The sequence below is a fragment of the Agrobacterium vitis genome (assembly GCF_013426735.1).
GTDB lineage: Bacteria > Pseudomonadota > Alphaproteobacteria > Rhizobiales > Rhizobiaceae > Allorhizobium > Allorhizobium vitis_D.
Genome location: NZ_AP023272.1, coordinates 3,544,934 through 3,561,532, shown reverse-complemented (window position 1 = coordinate 3,561,532; position 16,599 = coordinate 3,544,934). Strand labels below are relative to the sequence as shown.

Here is a 16,599-nt window from a genome sequence, read left to right as displayed (position 1 = left end):
CGATAGGCAGCCTGCCTTGCGTGAGGCTGATGGCCCGGCGCACTGATGTCCTTGGTGATTGGCATTAACGGGTGATGGTCCCGGACAGTTTCGCGCAAGCATTTGCGCGCATGAATAGGGTCAATGAACGGTAAACCACGTTCCATGATGGAAGGCGAGCAACCGTGACGGACCGCAAAAAACACGCTGTAGCCCGAAGCAGAATGATCCTGCGTGACGGAACAATGGCGGTGGACGTCAGGCCTGCTGGTCTTGGTTACGAACTCAAGGCTTGGAGGTAACTCTTAATGCAATCCGGCATGTATGTATCCCTGTCGTCGCAACGGGCGCTCGACAAACGTCTCACCACCATCGCCGACAATATGGCGAATGTGAATACGGTTGGCTTTCGCGGCACCGAGGTGAAATTTGACGAAGTGGTCAGCCGCACCGGCAACGATCAGAATGCCAAGATCGCATTTGTGTCTCAAGGCAACGATTATCTGAATACCCAATCCGGCGAAATGCTGCAAACCGGCGGTACCCTGGATTTTGCCGTCAAGGGCGACGCCTGGTTCAGCATTGATACGCCGGCCGGCCCGGCTCTGACCCGTGACGGTCGTTTTACCATGACATCCACCGGTCAGTTGGTCTCGGTGCGCGGCTATTCTGTTTTGGATGCCGGTGGCGGACCTATTCAGCTCGATCCCAATGGCGGTGAGCCGCATGTCGGCGCCGACGGCACGATTAACCAGAACGGCCGCCAGATCAGCCAGATCGGCCTGTTCACGGCGGATATTTCCAAGGGCTATCTGCGCACCGAAAATAGTGGCGTTATCACCACCGACCGGCCGCAGGCCGTCGTCGATGACGCGACAATCGGCGTCATGCAGGGTTATGTCGAGCAATCCAACGTCAATGGCATCAGCCAGATGACGCAACTTATCCAGGTCAGCCGCGCTTTCGAAAGCATTTCGGCATCGATGAGCCAGACTGAAAACAGCATGAGCGAAACGATCAAGACGCTGGGCGGTAGCAAATGACCGGTGACTGGATCGTCTTCCCATGACCGTTGAATTCACCCCCCGGATCGACAGGAATACCCAGCTGGACGCCATGGCAGCCATTGCCAAACGCTATGCCACATCGGACTATTCCGTTGCCCATGGCGGGCATGTCCGCACCATTGCCGCTGGCCATTACACGGTGACGGGCCTGTCGCGCCATTTGCATCTGGGCGATTTTGTTGCCCATCGCAGTCCAACCGGCATTCACCTGGGCGAAGTGGTGCGGGTCGAGCCCGATCTCGCCTATGTTTGCCCCATCGAGCCAGGCGAGCCGATTGCCATTGGCGACACGGTGATCCGCAAGGGCGCCTTCCGGGTCGCCGCCCAGGATAGCTGGTGTGGCCGCACGCTCAATGCACTGGGTGATCCGATCGACGGGCTGGGGCCGGTGATGCCCGGTCTGGTGCGCCGCTCTATTGCCAATACCGCACCCTCTTCCATGGGGCGCAAGCGGGTAGAGACCGGTTTTCGCACCGGCGTGAAGGCGGTCGATATTTTCTCGCCGCTTTGCCTTGGCCAGCGGCTCGGGATTTTCGCCGGCTCAGGCGTGGGCAAATCGACCTTGCTCTCCATGCTTGCCAAGGCCGACGCCTTTGACAAAGTGGTGATTGCGCTGGTCGGCGAACGTGGCCGCGAAGTACGCGAATTCATCGAGGATACGCTGGGCGACAACATGGCCAAGACCGTGGCGATCGTGGCGACCAGCGACGAAAGCCCGATGCTGCGCAAGATGGCGCCTTTGACAGCGATTACCGTTGCCGAGCATTTTCGCGACCAGGGCGACAATGTCCTGTTTATCGCCGACAGTATTACCCGTTTCGCCCATGCGATCCGCGAAGTGGCGACGGCAGCCGGCGAACCGCCGATTGCCCGTGGATTTCCCGCCTCAGTGTTTACCGAGCTACCCAAGCTTCTGGAACGTGCCGGTCCCGGCGAAGAGGGAACAGGCACGATCACGGCGATCATTTCGATCCTCGTCGATGGTGACAATCACAATGACCCGATTGCCGACTGTACTCGCGGCATTCTCGATGGCCACATCGTGCTGGACCGCAGCCTGGCTGAAGAAGGACGCTATCCGCCGATCAATCCACTGGCCTCGATTTCGCGTTTGGCGCGCAAGGCCTGGACACCTGATCAGGAAAAGCTCGTGTCACGCCTGAAGACGCTGATCCACCGTTTCGAGGAAACGCGCGACTTGCGGTTGATCGGTGGTTATCGCGCCGGCAGCGATCCCGATCTCGATATGGCGATCAAGCAGGTTCCGATCCTTTACGAAGTGCTGAAGCAAACCCCGTCCGACAGGGCTGTCGTCGATGCTTATGCCGACCTCGCCCATGCCCTGAAGGCGGCCAATAATTCTGGAAACAGCAATGCAAGATCAAGAGCATGATCCACTAGACAGCGATGCCGACGAGGTGGTTCGGCCTCGCGCGCCCCGCCGGTCGGGCGCATCACCGATGGATAGGATGTTGGCGGCGGTTGGCGTCGTGCTGGCGTGCAGCGCGGCGATGTTTCCGTGGTATGTGTTTTTCAATCCCGATAAATTCGGCATTCATGTCGAGCCGATGGACCGGACCCGCGACTTGCCGCAGGTCGATGCACGCAATGTGTTCAGCGTGTCTCCCATGGCGCTGGTGTCGCGTGAAGACCGTGAACAGAAAATTCCTGATAATCTCGACCCGCTGACCACGGCGACGGCCTCCGATATCGGGCGGAAAGATCCCGATGGTGAGCCGGTGAAGATCGAACAGCCCTTTCCCGGTGGCGGTTTCCGGCTGCTGCATGTCTCCAACGGTCGCGCCATGATCGAGGATGCCTCTGGCATGTTCATGGTCAAAATCGGCTCCGTCCTTCCCGACAATAGCCGGGTGGCGACACTGGAACAACGCAATGGAAAATGGGTGATTATCACCAGCACCGGCGCGATCTACGAAAACCAGTAGCCCGGCCCTGCGCGTGCGGGCCGGAAGCCGGCATAAGCCTTGGCCGACCGTCGCTTTCATCCCACATCCAGTGTGTTTTTCAAAGCCGCCTAGGGGCGGCTTTTTGCATTGGCGGCCAGGGTTGAAATTGTGCTCGCCCGGCGATCAATCCTCGATAAATATACAATTGTTTCAAAATCTTAAATTGGATCTTAGGAAAAGTTAACGATTGTAGAAAAGGCCGGTTTTGCGGTCAGTCCCACGCAAGATTACCGGCCTAATCTCCAGGGTGTAAATTGGAGAAAACTCTATGGAACCGATAAAGCTTTTTGATGTGGCATCACGGCAGGCCGAGTGGCTTTCCCTGCGCCAGGAAGTGATCGCCGGCAACATAGCCAATGCCAATACACCGAAATTCATGGCGAAGGACATCACACCCTTCAATGCCATCCTGGACGTGCGTCAGTTTGGTATGGCGCGGACCAATTCGAAGCATATGGCCTCGAGCGATCTGAACACCGATCTGGATGTCGATATCCGCGAGGCGCCTTTGAATGGTGAAATCGGCGTTCAGGTCTCGGGAAATTCGGTCGCGCTGGCCGATGAGATGACCAAGATGGGCGAGATCCAGCGGCAGCACTCGCTCAACACTAACCTCGTCAGTAGTTTTAATCGCATGATGCTGATGACTGTAAAGGGGTAAACCATGGATTCCGTCACCGCGACAGATCCTCTCACCTCGGCCCTGAAAATTGCCGGCAGCGGACTGGATGTACAGTCCACCCGGCTCAGGATCGTTTCGGAAAATATTGCCAACGCCCAGAGCACCGGCGACACGCCCGGCGCCAATCCCTACCGTCGCAAGACGATCACCTTCGGGTCCGAAATGGACCGCGCCACAGGCACGGAAATCGTCAAGGTCAAGAAGCTTGGCTTCGACAAGTCGAATTTCACGGAAGAATACGATCCCAGCAATCCGGCTGCCGATGCCAAGGGCTACGTGAAAATGCCCAATGTGAACGTGCTGATCGAAATGGCCGACATGCGCGAAGCCAACCGCACCTATGAAGCCAATCTTCAGTCCGTCAAGCAGACACGTGACCTGATTACCTCGACCCTCGACCTGCTGAAGAGCTCACAATGATCGATTCTATTAGCAAAGTTGGCTCTCTCGTTCCATCGGGCATGACTGAGGACACCGACGCAACAAGCACGGCCTCGCTCGGCGGCGCCCATTCGCTTTTTAGCACGCAGACGGGCGTCACGGTGCAGAATGCGACACCGGGTACCGCAACAGGCATGAGCTTCAGCGATGTCGTCGGCGGCGTGATGAACGATGCGATGCAGAACTTGAAGACTGCTGAAAGCAACTCCATCGACGGCATGCTCGGCAAGGTCAGCACCCGCGAAGTGGTCGATTCCGTGATGTCTGCGCAGAAATCGCTGCAAACGGCGATTGCGCTGCGCGACAAGCTGGTTTCGGCCTTCCTCGACATCACAAAAATGCAGATTTAACCTCAGGGATAGCAGCACATGAGAGCTCTCGCAATTGCCTCCACCGGCATGAATGCCCAGCAGACCAACCTCGAGGTCATTTCCAACAATATCGCCAATATCAATACGACCGGTTTCAAGAAGTCGCGCGCTGAGTTTTCAGACCTTCTTTATCAAACTGAAAAGGCTGTGGGCGTCGCAAACCGCGCCAACCAATCGACGGTGCCGGAAGGTGCTAATATCGGTCTCGGTGTGCAGACGGCAGCCGTTCGGACGATGAACGAGCAGGGCGAATTGTCGGAGACCTCGAACGAACTGGACGTTGCCATTGTTGGACGCGGTTACCTCCAGGTGCAGAGCCCTGACGGTGCTACCACGTTCTACACCCGCGCCGGCGCTCTCAACAAGGATTCCGACGGCAACCTTGTGACGACCGAAGGCTATAAGATCATTCCAAATATCACCATCCCAACGGATGCGACCGAAGTGAAGATCAGCGAATCCGGTGAGGTCTCGGTTTTGCAAGGCGATTCCTCCACTTATACAACGCTTGGTCAGCTGGAAACATCGGCTTTCGTCAATCCGGCTGGTTTGAAGGCTATCGGCGACAATCTGTTCCAGGAAACGGCTTCCTCCGGTAATCCGATTAACGGCGTGCCCGGCGACGCGGGCTATGGCTATCTGAAGCAGGGCTATCTGGAGTCCTCGAACGTCGACTCGGTCACGGAAATCACCAGCCTGATTTCGGCCCAGCGCGCCTACGAGATGAATTCCAAGGTCATCACCACCGCCGACGAAATGGCACAGATCGTCAGTAAAAACCTAAAGTAAACATCAAAGGGGCAAACATGATGTTTCGCCATATGAAGAGAATGTTCAGGTTGACCGGGGTGGCCGTCATGGTCTTGGTGGCTTTCGCCGCCGCCCCGTCAGCGGCGCGGGATCGTTATGCGATCGTTCCGACGGACACCATCTATCCAGGCGAAGCGATTTCGTCCAACAAACTGGATCGGGTTCAGGTGACCAATCCCAATCTTGCCGGCGGCTTTGCCTCTGACATGGCGGATGTGGTCGGCATGCTCTCGACCAAGACACTGCTGCCCGGTCGCACTATTCCGTTGGCGACGCTGAAACGCCCCTATGCGGTGATTCGCGGATCGCAGCTGCGGCTGATCTTCAATATCGGCAACCTTACCATTTCTGCGTCGGGCAGCCCGATGGACGATGCCAATATCGGCGACGTCATCCGCGTCCGTAATCTCGATTCCGGCCAGATCGTCAGCGGAACGGTCATGGGCGATGGCACTGTGCAGGTGATGGCAAAATGAGTATCCGGGTTCTGCTTTTCTCGATTTTCACCGGCTTCCTTCTGGCGGCTGCCGGTCCTGCCTTGGCGCAGGGCTCGCGCATCAAGGATGTTGCCTCCCTCCAGGCCGGCCGTGATAACCAGTTGATCGGTTACGGTCTCGTCGTCGGTCTGCAAAGCACCGGCGACAGTCTTCGTTCCTCGCCTTTCACCGACCAGTCCATGCGCGCCATGCTCCAAAATCTGGGGATTTCCACCCAAGGCGGTCAGTCCTCGGCCAAGAATGTCGCTGCCGTCATGGTTACCGCCACCCTTCCGCCCTTCGGCAGTCCTGGCAGTCGTATCGATGCCACGGTCAGTTCATTGGGGGATGCCACGTCGCTGCGCGGCGGTACGCTGATCATGACCTCGCTTTCTGGCGCCGATGGGCAGATCTACGCGGTTGCCCAAGGGTCGGTGGTTGTTTCCGGCTTTACCGCTCAGGGTCAGGCAGCCACGGTGACCGAAGGCGTCACCACCTCCGGCCGTGTCCCGAACGGCGCGATCATCGAGCGCGAACTTCCGTCCAAATTCAAGGATTCGGTCAATCTCGTGCTGCAATTGCGCAATCCGGATTTTTCGACGTCGCTCGGCATGGCCCGGCGTATCAACAATTATGCCACCGCCACCTACGGCGCTCCGATTGCCGAGGCACGCGACAGCCAGGAAGTGGTGATCCAGAAACCGCGCACGGCGGATCTGGCCCAATTGATGGCCGATATCGAAAACCTTGTCGTGGAGACCGACACACCGGCCAAGGTGGTGATCAACGAGCGCACAGGAACCATCGTCATCGGCGCTGACGTGCGTGTCTCCAAGGTTGCTGTCAGCTACGGCACGCTAACGGTGCAGGTCAATGAGACCCCTCAGGTCATTCAACCGCAGCCCTTTTCCAGCGGCACGACGGCGACGCAGCCGCAGACGGATATTTCCGCGCAGAAAACCGGTGACAAGGTTGCCATCGTCGATGGACCCGACCTGCGCACGCTGGTGGCTGGCCTGAATAATATCGGCGTGAAGCCGGACGGTATCATCGCCATCCTGCAAGGCATCAAGTCGGCAGGGGCACTTCAAGCGGAGCTTGTCCTGCAATGAGATCAACAGCCTCCCTCGCAAACTATGCCGCTTCAAGATATTCTGGTCTTGGCGCTCTGGCCCTGGCCTGCGCTGTTCTTGCTGTTTCGGCCCTGCCGGGCAGCGCCCAGCAGGCGGCCCCGGCGCGTGCCGCCAATAGCGGCTCCACCGGCACGACCAGCGCCGATGACATCCAGCGCTTTTGCACCAACATTGCCGATCCGGCCCGCGACCAGCGGTATCTGCTGCAAAAGCAGGATCTGGAAAAACTGCAATCGGATGTCAATGACCGCATTGCCGTGCTTGAAGCGCGAAAGAGCGAATATCAGGATTGGCTGGCGCGGCGAAACGACTTTCTGCAAAAGGCGGAAGCCGGCTTGACCGATGTCTACAAGAATATGAAGCCCGATGCCGCTGCCCCGCAGCTGGAGAAGGTCAATCCTCTCTTGGCCGCAGCGATCATCATGAGGCTTCCGGCCAAGCAATCCAGTTTGATTCTCAGCGAGATGGACCCCGAAAAAGCCGCGCTCGTCGCCGGCATCATGTCCAATGCCGCTGATCCCAATACCTCGAAGGAACCCACATGATAAAGCGTAGCGCTGTGGTTCTCATGGCCGTTATCCTCACCGGCTGTGGGAACAAGACATTGGAAGAAGTCGGCAATGCTCCGGCCATGAGCCCGGTGGGCAGCGGCTTGCGTTACAATCAGGCGCCGCAGCTTGCCAGCTATCCGAAGCAGACCAAGGCTGTCAGCAACGGCTACTCCCTCTGGAATGACAGCCAGGCGGCGCTTTTCAAGGATTCGCGCGCCATCAATGTCGGGGATCTGCTGACGGTCAATATCTCGATTGCCGACAAGGCGAAGTTCAAGAACGACACATCACGCAGCCGCAAGAACTCGACATCGTTGACATGGTCGACGGTGATCAACCTGTTCGGCATCACACCGCCAGATTCGTCCGGCGACATGAGCACCGATTCGAATTCGAGTTCCGATGGCAAGGGATCGGTCGATCGGTCTGAAACGCTGACCTTGATGGTGGCGGCTGTGGTGACCAGCATTCTTGAAAACGGCAATCTGCTAATCAGCGGTTCGCAGGAAGTGCGCGTCAACCATGAAGTCCGCATTCTGAATGTCGCGGGTATCGTGCGCCCGCAGGATGTCGATGCCAAGAACACCATTTCCTATGAGAAGATCGCAGAGGCCCGCATTTCTTACGGCGGCAAGGGACGTTTGACGGAGGTGCAGCAGCCGCCGGTTGGCCAGCAGGTCGTCGACATGTTCTCCCCATTCTGACGATGTGACAAAGATGTTGCCCTGTACCAACGGCCTGTTTCTGTGGCCGTTGGTATGATGCGTTCCGGCTGATTACGATTGGCCGGCGAAATATGCCGATTTGTTTTTTGCATGCCCCTTCATATCCAAGGCGATCGAAGGGCGATGCTGCAGGATGGAGACCACCATGGCAGATGCACCGGCGCTGGAAGGCCCTTCAAAAAAGGCTTCCCCCATTCTGCTCATTGCTGCACTTGCGGGACTGACCGTTGTCGGGGCGGGTGCCGGCTGGCTGGTCGGAACTATGATTGCGCCCAAGGTCAAGGTGGCGAAGGAAGAACAAAAGGCGGCTGAAGAGGCTGGGGGCAAAAAAAAAGAAGGCGAAAAAGAAGAGACCGGCTTGCCGAAATTGCCAGCAGAGGCCAATGGTATCGTCCAGCTTGATCCCGTCACCACCAACCTTGCCTATCCCTCTGAAAGCTGGGTCCGGCTGGAAGTGGCTCTGGTCTTTAACGGTCCGGTCGATGCAAAACTGGCCGAGGATATCCATCAGGATTTGATGGCCTATATGCGCACGGTATCCCTGCAACAGATCGAAGGCCCACGCGGTTTCGATTATTTGAAGGATGATCTGCGCGAGCGAGTTGACGTGCGGTCTGAAGGACGGGTATCGAAGCTTTTGTTTAGGACGTTTGTCATCGAATGATTCGAACCCTTATCTTGATCGCCGCGATGATAGCGGCCCCGGAACTGGCCCAGGCTCAGCAGCTTCCGTCAAACTTCCTGACAGCGCCGGTCGACGGATCCGTCGCGGCCTGGATTATCCGCACATTCGGTCTGCTGACAGTTCTTTCGGTTGCTCCCGGCATCCTGATCATGGTGACGAGCTTTCCGCGCTTCGTGATCGCGTTTTCCATTCTGCGCTCCGGCATGGGTCTATCCAGCACGCCGTCCAACATGATCCTGACCAGTCTTGCCCTGTTCATGACCTTTTATGTCATGACACCGGTCATGGATCAGGCCTGGCGTGACGGTGTGCGCCCGCTTCTGGACAACCAGATCACCGAGGCCGAGGCCGTGCCAAGGATTGCCGAGCCTTTCCGGGGCTTCATGTCCAACAATACCCGCGAGAAAGACCTCCGGCTGTTCATCGATCTGGCCAATGAGCGCGGGCAGACGACGGTCGTTGAAGGCAAGGTCGATTACCGGGTATTGATTCCGGCTTTCATGCTGTCAGAGATCCGGCGCGGTTTTGAAATCGGCTTCCTGATCATCCTGCCTTTTCTGGTCATCGACATGATCGTCTCGACCATCACCATGGCCATGGGCATGATGATGTTGCCGCCGACGTCGATTTCCCTGCCGTTCAAGATCCTGTTCTTCGTGCTCATCGATGGCTGGAACCTTCTGGTCGGCAGTTTGGTGCGCTCTTTTTCCTGAAGCCACATCGCCCCTAAAAATAGAGGGTTTATAAACCATAGAACAGCGTGTTTGCCCATTGCGCCCAATCCTGGGCGTTTTTGGCGTTGTTAATGGTTCTTTTACCACTCCTGTTGAGCTAACCTTAAAGCCGTGCGTGGTTATGTGCTGATTAGAGGCGAGTTAAACAAACTCTAGTTAATTGACATGATGTCGATCGCTTCTGCCGGTATATAGTCCGGCATGTCCCTCTTTTGTATTGTGTAACCACAGGGACAGATCTGATGACAAGCATCATGACCAACAATTCGGCCATTTCGGCACTTTCCACGCTGCGCTCGATCAGCTCGCAGATGGAAACCACGCAGAGCGCCATTTCTTCAGGCTACAAGGTCAAGGACGCATCCGATAATGCGGCCTATTGGTCGATTGCCACGACCATGCGCTCCGATAACAAGGCGATGTCTGCCGTGCAGGACGCACTCGGCGTCGGCGCTGCCAAGACGGATACGGCCTATACCGGCATGGAAGCCGCTATCGATGTCGTCTCCGACATCAAGGCCAAGCTGGTTGCCGCCCGTGAACCAGGCGTGGACAAGGACAAGATCAACAAGGAACTGACCGAGCTGAAGAACCAGCTGGGTTCTGTTGCCAAGTCCGCGTCGTTCAATGGCGAGAACTGGCTGTATGACAACAGCGATACCACTGGTACGACCCAGGAAATGGTGGGCTCTTTCGTTCGTGGTTCCGATGGCAACGTGTCGATCAAGACGATCTCCTTTGATACGACCAACTCGATGCTGATCAATGACGAGGCGGCTGCTGGTGGTCTGCTGACCAAGGATACCGTTGCGACTTACGCCTATGGTACAACGACGACAACCGCTTCCTATTACCTGATTTCCTCGGTTGCAGGGGATGCGACCAGCAGCGAAGTGACGCTCACCTCAACGACCAGCGACGACGAGATTGACGGCATGGTTGCCTCGGTCGACAAGATGTTGTCCAGCATGACGGATGCGGCTGCCACCATCGGTGCGACCAAGAGCCGGATCGAATCTCAGTCCAGCTTTGCGAAAGACCTCAGCGATACGATCGATGTCGGCATCGGCAAGCTCGTGGATGCGGACATGAATGAGGAATCGACCAAGCTGAAGGCGTTGCAGACGCAGCAGCAGCTGGGCATCCAGGCGCTGTCAATCGCCAATTCCAGCACAGAGAATGTTTTGTCGTTGTTCCGTTAATAGCCGACATAGGCATACGAAACGAAGAGGCCGGGCATTCTGTCCGGCCTTTTTAATTTTTCATTAATTTAACAATGTATTAACCAAGTAAAATATGGATATTTTTATAAAAATTAATCACATAATTCTCCATTAGGAGATTTTTAACTGTGTCTGAGTTAAAACGGGCTATCGAAATCGGCAGGTTAACCTGTTAATTGAATGTTAATCGCATGACGCGAGCCGAATTTCACCGGGGAATAGCCCGGAATGTCCCTTCCTATGTGTCATTCAAGGGGCAAGGCCTATGACGAGTATTATGACGAACACTGCTGCGATTTCAGCACTTTCCACGCTGCGGTCGATCAGCTCCGATATGGAGACCACCCAGAGCCGGATTTCGTCTGGTTACAAGGTCGAGAGCGCGTCGGACAATGCGGCCTATTGGTCGATTGCCACGACGATGCGCTCCGACAACAAGGCTCTTGCCGCCGTGCAGGATGCCATCGGCCTTGGTGCTGCCAAGACGGATACGGCCTATACCGGCATGGAATCGGCGATCAGTGTCGTCTCCGATATCAAGGCCAAGCTGGTTGCCGCGCGCGAACCGGGTGTGGACAAGGAAAAGATCAACAAGGAACTCGCTGAACTGAAGAACCAGCTGGGTTCTGTTGCCAAGTCCGCGTCGTTCAATGGCGAGAACTGGCTGTATGACAACAGCGATACCACTGGTACGACCCAGGAAATGGTCGGCTCTTTCGTTCGTGGTTCCGACGGCAACGTGTCGATCAAGACTATCTCCTTTGATACGACCAGCTCGATCCTGATCAATGACGAGGCGGCTGCTGGTGGTCTGCTGACCAAGGATACCGTTGCGACTTACGCCTATGGTACAACGACGACAACCGCTTCCTATTACCTGATTTCCTCGGTTGCAGGGGATGCGACCAGCAGCGAAGTGACGCTGACCTCGTCCACCACGGACGATGAGATTGACGGCATGGTCGCCTCGGTCGACAAGATGCTGACCAGCATGACCGATGCTGCCTCCACCATCGGTGCGACGACCTCGCGTCTGAAGTTGCAGGATAGCTTCATCAAGGACCTGAGCGATACGATCGACACAGGTGTGGGCCGTCTGGTGGATGCGGACATGAACGAGGAATCGACCAAGCTGAAGGCGTTGCAGACACAGCAGCAGCTGGGTATCCAGTCTCTGTCGATCGCCAACTCCAGCTCCGAAAACGTTATGTCGCTGTTCCGCTAGCATTCAAGTTCCACAGCATCGAAACATCTATAGCCGGGTGATGAGCCCGGCTATTTTGTTTTTCGTATCTGGAATGTGCCGTTCTACAATTCTGGACTGCTCCCGTTTCCGATCATATGAGCACATGACGGCTTCGGTTTTGGTTATCCTTTTGAATAAAACTCAAGTTGCTCGTTATCGATCAACGAATCACCATTTCATAAAATTTTTTGAATAATTTTCTCTCCTGATTTAGCAAGAATTAACCTAACTGGGTTTAAATAAAAACATCAAAACGACGGATTAATCTTTTGTTTAAAAAGGATTAATGGCATGAAGCGGAGCCGTCGTTCGCCGGGAAGGAGCCCGGGATGTCCCTTCCGTTTCCAGTTCCATAAGGGGCAACGCCTATGACGAGTATTATGACGAACAATGCTGCGATTTCAGCACTTTCCACGCTGCGGTCGATCAGCTCCGATATGGAGACCACCCAGAGCCGGATTTCGTCCGGTTACAAGGTCGAGAGCGCGTCGGACAATGCGGCCTATTGGTCGATTGCCACGACGATGCGCTCGGACAACAAGGCGCTCGGCGCTGTTGAGGACGCTATCGGCCTTGGTGCAGCCAAGACAGACACGGCCTATACCGGCTTGGAATCGGCGATCAGTGTCGTCTCCGATATCAAGGCCAAGCTGGTTGCCGCGCGCGAACCGGGCGTGGACAAGGACAAGATCAACAAGGAATTGACCGAGCTGAAGAACCAGCTGGGTTCTGTTGCCAAGTCCGCGTCGTTCAATGGCGAGAACTGGCTGTATGACAACAGCGATACCACTGGTACGACCCAGGAAATGGTCGGCTCTTTCGTTCGTGGTTCCGACGGCAACGTGTCGATCAAGACGATCTCCTTTGATACGACCAACTCGATGCTGATCAATGACGAGGCGGCTGCTGGTGGTCTGCTGACCAAGGATACCGTTGCGACTTACGCCTATGGTACAACGACGACAACCGCTTCCTATTACCTGATTTCCTCGGTTGCAGGGGATGCGACCAGCAGCGAAGTGACGCTCACCTCAACGACCAGCGACGACGAGATTGACGGCATGGTTGCCTCGGTCGACAAGATGTTGTCCAGCATGACGGATGCGGCTGCCACCATCGGTGCGACCACATCACGTCTGAAGTTGCAGGATAGCTTCATCAAGGACCTGAGCGATACGATCGACACGGGTGTGGGCCGTCTGGTAGATGCGGACATGAACGAGGAATCGACCAAGCTGAAGGCGTTGCAGACGCAGCAACAGCTGGGTATCCAGTCTCTGTCGATCGCCAACTCCAGCTCCGAAAACGTGCTGTCGCTGTTCCGTTAAGCCTAAGGGCATCGAGAATCACCAAATGCATAGCCGGGCGAAAGCCCGGCTATTTTTTTATCTTGTTAGCAAAAAGCGCCTGAGCGGACGTCTTATCGATTATGCTGGTTCAGGGCGTGGCGAAGTTTCATTCATCGTGGGAATAATCCAAACGGTATTTCAAATGGTTGATAAATAAGAAAAATTAAATTTCCTTATGATGGGAATGGAAGGCGCAAACCTGCATGCATTCTCTTTGTATGGTTAATATTTTTTCAAATTTATGTTTCGTTAACCATGGTGGTGTTTTCTGTGTTCACGAAAGCACTGGGCCGGACGAGCAGATAGAGATCCGGCGGGCATGAAGCCGACCAATGTTACCGGTCTTAATCCGGTCTGTCCCTTTCCAAAACAATCACCTCAAGGGGCACTTTTATGACGAGCTTGATGACAAATACCGCTGCAATTTCAGCACTTTCGACCCTGCGGTCGATTTCCGACGATATGAATTCGACACAGAACAGGGTTTCGTCCGGCTACAAGGTTGAGAATGCATCCGATAATGCGGCCTATTGGTCGATTGCCACGACGATGCGCTCGGACAACAAAGCGCTCGGTGCCGTTGAGGACGCCATCGGCCTTGGTGCAGCCAAGACGGATACGGCCTACACCGGCATGGAATCGGCGATCGATGTGGTTACCGACATCAAGGCCAAGCTGGTTGCCGCGCGCGAACCGGGCGTGGACAAGGAAAAGATCAACAAGGAATTGACCGAGCTGAAGAACCAACTGGGTTCTGTTGCCAAGTCCGCGTCGTTCAATGGCGAGAACTGGCTGTATGACAACAGCGATACCACTGGTACGACCCAGGAAATGGTCGGCTCTTTCGTTCGTGGTTCCGACGGCAACGTGTCGATCAAGACGATCTCCTTTGATACGACCAATTCGATCCTGATCAATGACGAGGCGGCTGCTGGTGGTCTGCTGACCAAGGATACCGTTGCGACTTACGCCTATGGTACAACGACGACAACCGCTTCCTATTACCTGATTTCCTCGGTTGCAGGGGATGCGACCAGCAGCGAAGTGACGCTGACCTCGTCCACCACGGACGATGAGATTGACGGCATGGTCGCCTCGGTCGACAAGATGCTGTCCAACATGACCGATGCTGCCTCCACCATCGGTGCGACGACCTCGCGTCTGAAGTTGCAGGATAGCTTCATCAAGGACCTGAGCGACACGATCGACACAGGTGTGGGCCGTCTGGTAGATGCGGACATGAACGAGGAATCGACCAAGCTGAAGGCGTTGCAGACGCAGCAGCAGCTGGGCATTCAGTCCCTGTCGATTGCCAACTCCAATTCCGAAAGCATTTTGTCGCTGTTCAAATAAGACGAAGGTTCGAAGGCGTTTACGCCGTTCTCCTCAAAATCAAAAACTCCAAGCCGCAACAATGGCTTGGAAGGTTCACAACGCCAGAGGCGACGACTGTTGGAAGGCCAAGAATGGCTTTTGCCCGATGTGGTGGACCCATGATGTTTATAAAAGCCGCAGCATCCGCTGCGGCTTTTTTTATGCCTGCTTTTCTTTGGTCTTGAAAAAATTAGGAATTCGTTTAGACTTATTAAAACTTTGATAATCTCGTTAACCATTTGTTAACTAATTCAGGGTTAATAATCTGTTAACAACGTTGGGTTGGCTACCAGGGCAAGAGCGTAGCCGACGTGCATGAAGCAGACCAACGTTGCCGGTGTCTTCCATAAATCCGGCATGTCCCTTCACCTTCATGGGGCACTCTATGACCAGCATTATGACCAATACCTCCGCTATGGCGGCTTTGCAGACCCTCCGTGGCATCGACCAGAACATGGAGACGACGCAGAACAGAATCTCGTCCGGCTATAAAGTCGATAGCGCCAAAGACAATGCCGCCTATTGGTCGATTGCGACCACGATGCGCTCCGATAACAAGGCACTTTCCACGGTTCAGGATGCTCTGGGGCTTGCTGCTTCCAAAGCAGATACCGCTTATACCGGTCTGGATTCCAGTATTGACGTGCTCAGCTCTATCAAGTCCAAACTGGTCGCGGCGCGCGAACCGGGCGTGGACAAGGACAAGATCAACCAGGAAATCAACGAGCTGAAGAACCAGCTCGCCTCCATTGCCGAATCCGCTTCATTCTCCGGTGAAAACTGGCTGTATAACGAATCGACCAATCCTCCGACCACCAAGGAAATGGTTGCCTCCTTCAACCGCGCCAGCGACGGTACGGTGTCGGTTACCACATTGAAGTTCAACACGTCCGAATCGACGCTGATCGATACCCAGGATGCTGAAAACGGCATCCTGACACGTACCACGACTGCGACCTGGGCCTACGGTACGACCACCACGACAGGCACCTATTACCTGCTGGACGCAGATTCGACCACGCCTGCCACCGGCACCGAAATCACTTTGACAACCGACATGTCCAACGACGATCTCGATGGCATGATTTCGGCCGTCGATAAAATGCTTCAGGATCTGACCGATTCTGCTTCGACCTTGGGTGCGATCAGCAGTCGTATCGATTCCCAGGATACGTTCGTTAAAAACCTCAGCGATACGATCGACAAGGGCGTCGGACGTCTGGTGGATGCGGATATGAACGAGGAGTCAACCAAGATCAAGGCGCTGCAAACGCAGCAGCAACTTGGCATCCAGGCGCTGTCGATTGCCAATACCAATGCCGAAAACATCCTGACGCTCTTCAAGTAGTTTTCGACAACGGGCCGGAGTTACAACTTTCCCTTTCTGCCGTGCCGCCGGTCATCGGCATCTGGTGGAATCGTTGGACCGCGCAACTGCCCTGGCGCGGTCCAACATATTTTCAGGGGATGCAGCCGATATGACTGCAAAATCCGCCGAGGCATTTTCATCCTAAACCTGCCCAATTTCAGTAAATTTTGCAGGATGAGTGCCAATCGGCATGCCTGATCTCCTTGAGAAAATCCTCGCGCAAGTTTGGCCGCCTAGCTTCGACATCATGAAACAGGTGTTGGTGTTTGCCGTCATGCGGGAAATCGGGCCGCCTGTGACATCCTGCATGTCCTGAAAGGGTCCTGGAAATGATCCCGGGTATCAGGTTGATGATTTAAGCTTTGGGCCTTACCCGGCCGAAGGTATTGTGCGTCGATAACGCCATAGGCGCGGTCT

At 55.4% G+C, this 16,599-nt stretch carries 18 protein-coding genes; all 18 read left to right on the top strand.

Going from position 1 to position 16,599, the window contains the following annotated elements:
* The first annotated feature begins 287 nt into the window (after positions 1–287).
* On the top strand, positions 288–1,022 hold the full coding sequence (flgF, locus tag H1Y61_RS16610) for a flagellar basal-body rod protein FlgF (protein ID WP_015914941.1): 735 nt from the start codon (positions 288–290) through the stop codon (positions 1,020–1,022).
* 73 nt (positions 1,023–1,095) lie between these two features.
* Complete coding sequence (gene fliI, locus H1Y61_RS16605) at positions 1,096–2,439, top strand: flagellar protein export ATPase FliI (protein WP_233741248.1); 1,344 nt, start codon at positions 1,096–1,098, stop codon at positions 2,437–2,439.
* Entirely contained in the window at positions 2,420–2,992 is a 573-nt protein-coding gene (locus H1Y61_RS16600; protein WP_409068158.1) for a flagellar protein, read from the top strand. The genes fliI and H1Y61_RS16600 overlap by 20 nt, the downstream gene beginning before the upstream one ends.
* Positions 2,993–3,281: 289 nt before the next feature.
* The gene (gene flgB / locus H1Y61_RS16595; protein WP_015914944.1) at positions 3,282–3,674 is read left to right on the top strand and encodes a flagellar basal body rod protein FlgB; all 393 of its coding nucleotides are present in this window, start codon (positions 3,282–3,284) and stop codon (positions 3,672–3,674) included.
* Positions 3,675–3,677: 3 nt separating this feature from the next.
* Positions 3,678–4,115, top strand: coding sequence for a flagellar basal body rod protein FlgC (gene flgC, locus H1Y61_RS16590; RefSeq protein ID WP_015914945.1), 438 nt, complete (start codon positions 3,678–3,680; stop codon positions 4,113–4,115).
* The gene (locus H1Y61_RS16585; protein WP_180573238.1) at positions 4,112–4,486 is read left to right on the top strand and encodes a flagellar hook-basal body complex protein FliE; all 375 of its coding nucleotides are present in this window, start codon (positions 4,112–4,114) and stop codon (positions 4,484–4,486) included. Before flgC ends, H1Y61_RS16585 begins: the two co-directional genes overlap by 4 nt.
* 18 nt (positions 4,487–4,504) lie before the next feature.
* Complete coding sequence (flgG, locus tag H1Y61_RS16580) at positions 4,505–5,296, top strand: flagellar basal-body rod protein FlgG (RefSeq protein WP_015914947.1); 792 nt, start codon at positions 4,505–4,507, stop codon at positions 5,294–5,296.
* Positions 5,297–5,313: 17 nt separating this feature from the next.
* Entirely contained in the window at positions 5,314–5,793 is a 480-nt protein-coding gene (gene flgA / locus H1Y61_RS16575; RefSeq protein ID WP_015914948.1) for a flagellar basal body P-ring formation chaperone FlgA, read from the top strand.
* Positions 5,790–6,905, top strand: a complete 1,116-nt coding sequence (locus H1Y61_RS16570; RefSeq protein ID WP_015914949.1) for a flagellar basal body P-ring protein FlgI — start codon at positions 5,790–5,792, stop codon at positions 6,903–6,905. The genes flgA and H1Y61_RS16570 overlap by 4 nt, the downstream gene beginning before the upstream one ends.
* A complete protein-coding gene (locus H1Y61_RS16565) occupies positions 6,902–7,471 on the top strand; it encodes a MotE family protein (protein WP_174110007.1) in 570 nt (189 codons plus the stop codon). Before H1Y61_RS16570 ends, H1Y61_RS16565 begins: the two co-directional genes overlap by 4 nt.
* Positions 7,468–8,181 carry a flagellar basal body L-ring protein FlgH gene (flgH, locus tag H1Y61_RS16560; RefSeq protein ID WP_015914951.1) on the top strand — a complete coding sequence of 238 codons (714 nt, stop codon included), beginning with the start codon at positions 7,468–7,470 and terminating at the stop codon, positions 8,179–8,181. Before H1Y61_RS16565 ends, flgH begins: the two co-directional genes overlap by 4 nt.
* 166 nt (positions 8,182–8,347) lie before the next feature.
* Complete coding sequence (locus H1Y61_RS16555; RefSeq protein ID WP_071202757.1) at positions 8,348–8,866, top strand: flagellar basal body-associated FliL family protein; 519 nt, start codon at positions 8,348–8,350, stop codon at positions 8,864–8,866.
* On the top strand, positions 8,863–9,600 hold the full coding sequence (fliP, locus tag H1Y61_RS16550; RefSeq protein WP_015914953.1) for a flagellar type III secretion system pore protein FliP: 738 nt from the start codon (positions 8,863–8,865) through the stop codon (positions 9,598–9,600). Before H1Y61_RS16555 ends, fliP begins: the two co-directional genes overlap by 4 nt.
* 263 nt (positions 9,601–9,863) lie before the next feature.
* Positions 9,864–10,823 carry a flagellin N-terminal helical domain-containing protein gene (locus H1Y61_RS16545; protein ID WP_174110009.1) on the top strand — a complete coding sequence of 320 codons (960 nt, stop codon included), beginning with the start codon at positions 9,864–9,866 and terminating at the stop codon, positions 10,821–10,823.
* 286 nt (positions 10,824–11,109) lie between these two features.
* Positions 11,110–12,069, top strand: coding sequence for a flagellin N-terminal helical domain-containing protein (locus tag H1Y61_RS16540; protein WP_180573237.1), 960 nt, complete (start codon positions 11,110–11,112; stop codon positions 12,067–12,069).
* A 389-nt stretch (positions 12,070–12,458) separates the two neighbouring features.
* The gene (locus tag H1Y61_RS16535) at positions 12,459–13,418 is read left to right on the top strand and encodes a flagellin N-terminal helical domain-containing protein (protein WP_156597014.1); all 960 of its coding nucleotides are present in this window, start codon (positions 12,459–12,461) and stop codon (positions 13,416–13,418) included.
* A gap of 414 nt (positions 13,419–13,832) precedes the next feature.
* Positions 13,833–14,792, top strand: coding sequence for a flagellin N-terminal helical domain-containing protein (locus tag H1Y61_RS16530; protein WP_174110013.1), 960 nt, complete (start codon positions 13,833–13,835; stop codon positions 14,790–14,792).
* A gap of 406 nt (positions 14,793–15,198) precedes the next feature.
* A complete protein-coding gene (locus tag H1Y61_RS16525) occupies positions 15,199–16,161 on the top strand; it encodes a flagellin N-terminal helical domain-containing protein (RefSeq protein ID WP_174110015.1) in 963 nt (320 codons plus the stop codon).
* Positions 16,162–16,599: the final 438 nt, after the last annotated feature.

What these genes read in the sequence shown, in the direction of transcription:
- flgF (WP_015914941.1), top strand. Translation starts at nt 288, where the DNA reads ATGCAATCCGGCATGTATGTATCCCTGTCGTCGCAACGGGCGCTCGAC.
- fliI (WP_233741248.1), top strand. Translation starts at nt 1,096, where the DNA reads ATGGCAGCCATTGCCAAACGCTATGCCACATCGGACTATTCCGTTGCC.
- H1Y61_RS16600 (WP_409068158.1), top strand. Translation starts at nt 2,420, where the DNA reads ATGCAAGATCAAGAGCATGATCCACTAGACAGCGATGCCGACGAGGTG.
- flgB (WP_015914944.1), top strand. Translation starts at nt 3,282, where the DNA reads ATGGAACCGATAAAGCTTTTTGATGTGGCATCACGGCAGGCCGAGTGG.
- flgC (WP_015914945.1), top strand. Translation starts at nt 3,678, where the DNA reads ATGGATTCCGTCACCGCGACAGATCCTCTCACCTCGGCCCTGAAAATT.
- H1Y61_RS16585 (WP_180573238.1), top strand. Translation starts at nt 4,112, where the DNA reads ATGATCGATTCTATTAGCAAAGTTGGCTCTCTCGTTCCATCGGGCATG.
- flgG (WP_015914947.1), top strand. Translation starts at nt 4,505, where the DNA reads ATGAGAGCTCTCGCAATTGCCTCCACCGGCATGAATGCCCAGCAGACC.
- flgA (WP_015914948.1), top strand. Translation starts at nt 5,314, where the DNA reads ATGATGTTTCGCCATATGAAGAGAATGTTCAGGTTGACCGGGGTGGCC.
- H1Y61_RS16570 (WP_015914949.1), top strand. Translation starts at nt 5,790, where the DNA reads ATGAGTATCCGGGTTCTGCTTTTCTCGATTTTCACCGGCTTCCTTCTG.
- H1Y61_RS16565 (WP_174110007.1), top strand. Translation starts at nt 6,902, where the DNA reads ATGAGATCAACAGCCTCCCTCGCAAACTATGCCGCTTCAAGATATTCT.
- flgH (WP_015914951.1), top strand. Translation starts at nt 7,468, where the DNA reads ATGATAAAGCGTAGCGCTGTGGTTCTCATGGCCGTTATCCTCACCGGC.
- H1Y61_RS16555 (WP_071202757.1), top strand. Translation starts at nt 8,348, where the DNA reads ATGGCAGATGCACCGGCGCTGGAAGGCCCTTCAAAAAAGGCTTCCCCC.
- fliP (WP_015914953.1), top strand. Translation starts at nt 8,863, where the DNA reads ATGATTCGAACCCTTATCTTGATCGCCGCGATGATAGCGGCCCCGGAA.
- H1Y61_RS16545 (WP_174110009.1), top strand. Translation starts at nt 9,864, where the DNA reads ATGACAAGCATCATGACCAACAATTCGGCCATTTCGGCACTTTCCACG.
- H1Y61_RS16540 (WP_180573237.1), top strand. Translation starts at nt 11,110, where the DNA reads ATGACGAGTATTATGACGAACACTGCTGCGATTTCAGCACTTTCCACG.
- H1Y61_RS16535 (WP_156597014.1), top strand. Translation starts at nt 12,459, where the DNA reads ATGACGAGTATTATGACGAACAATGCTGCGATTTCAGCACTTTCCACG.
- H1Y61_RS16530 (WP_174110013.1), top strand. Translation starts at nt 13,833, where the DNA reads ATGACGAGCTTGATGACAAATACCGCTGCAATTTCAGCACTTTCGACC.
- H1Y61_RS16525 (WP_174110015.1), top strand. Translation starts at nt 15,199, where the DNA reads ATGACCAGCATTATGACCAATACCTCCGCTATGGCGGCTTTGCAGACC.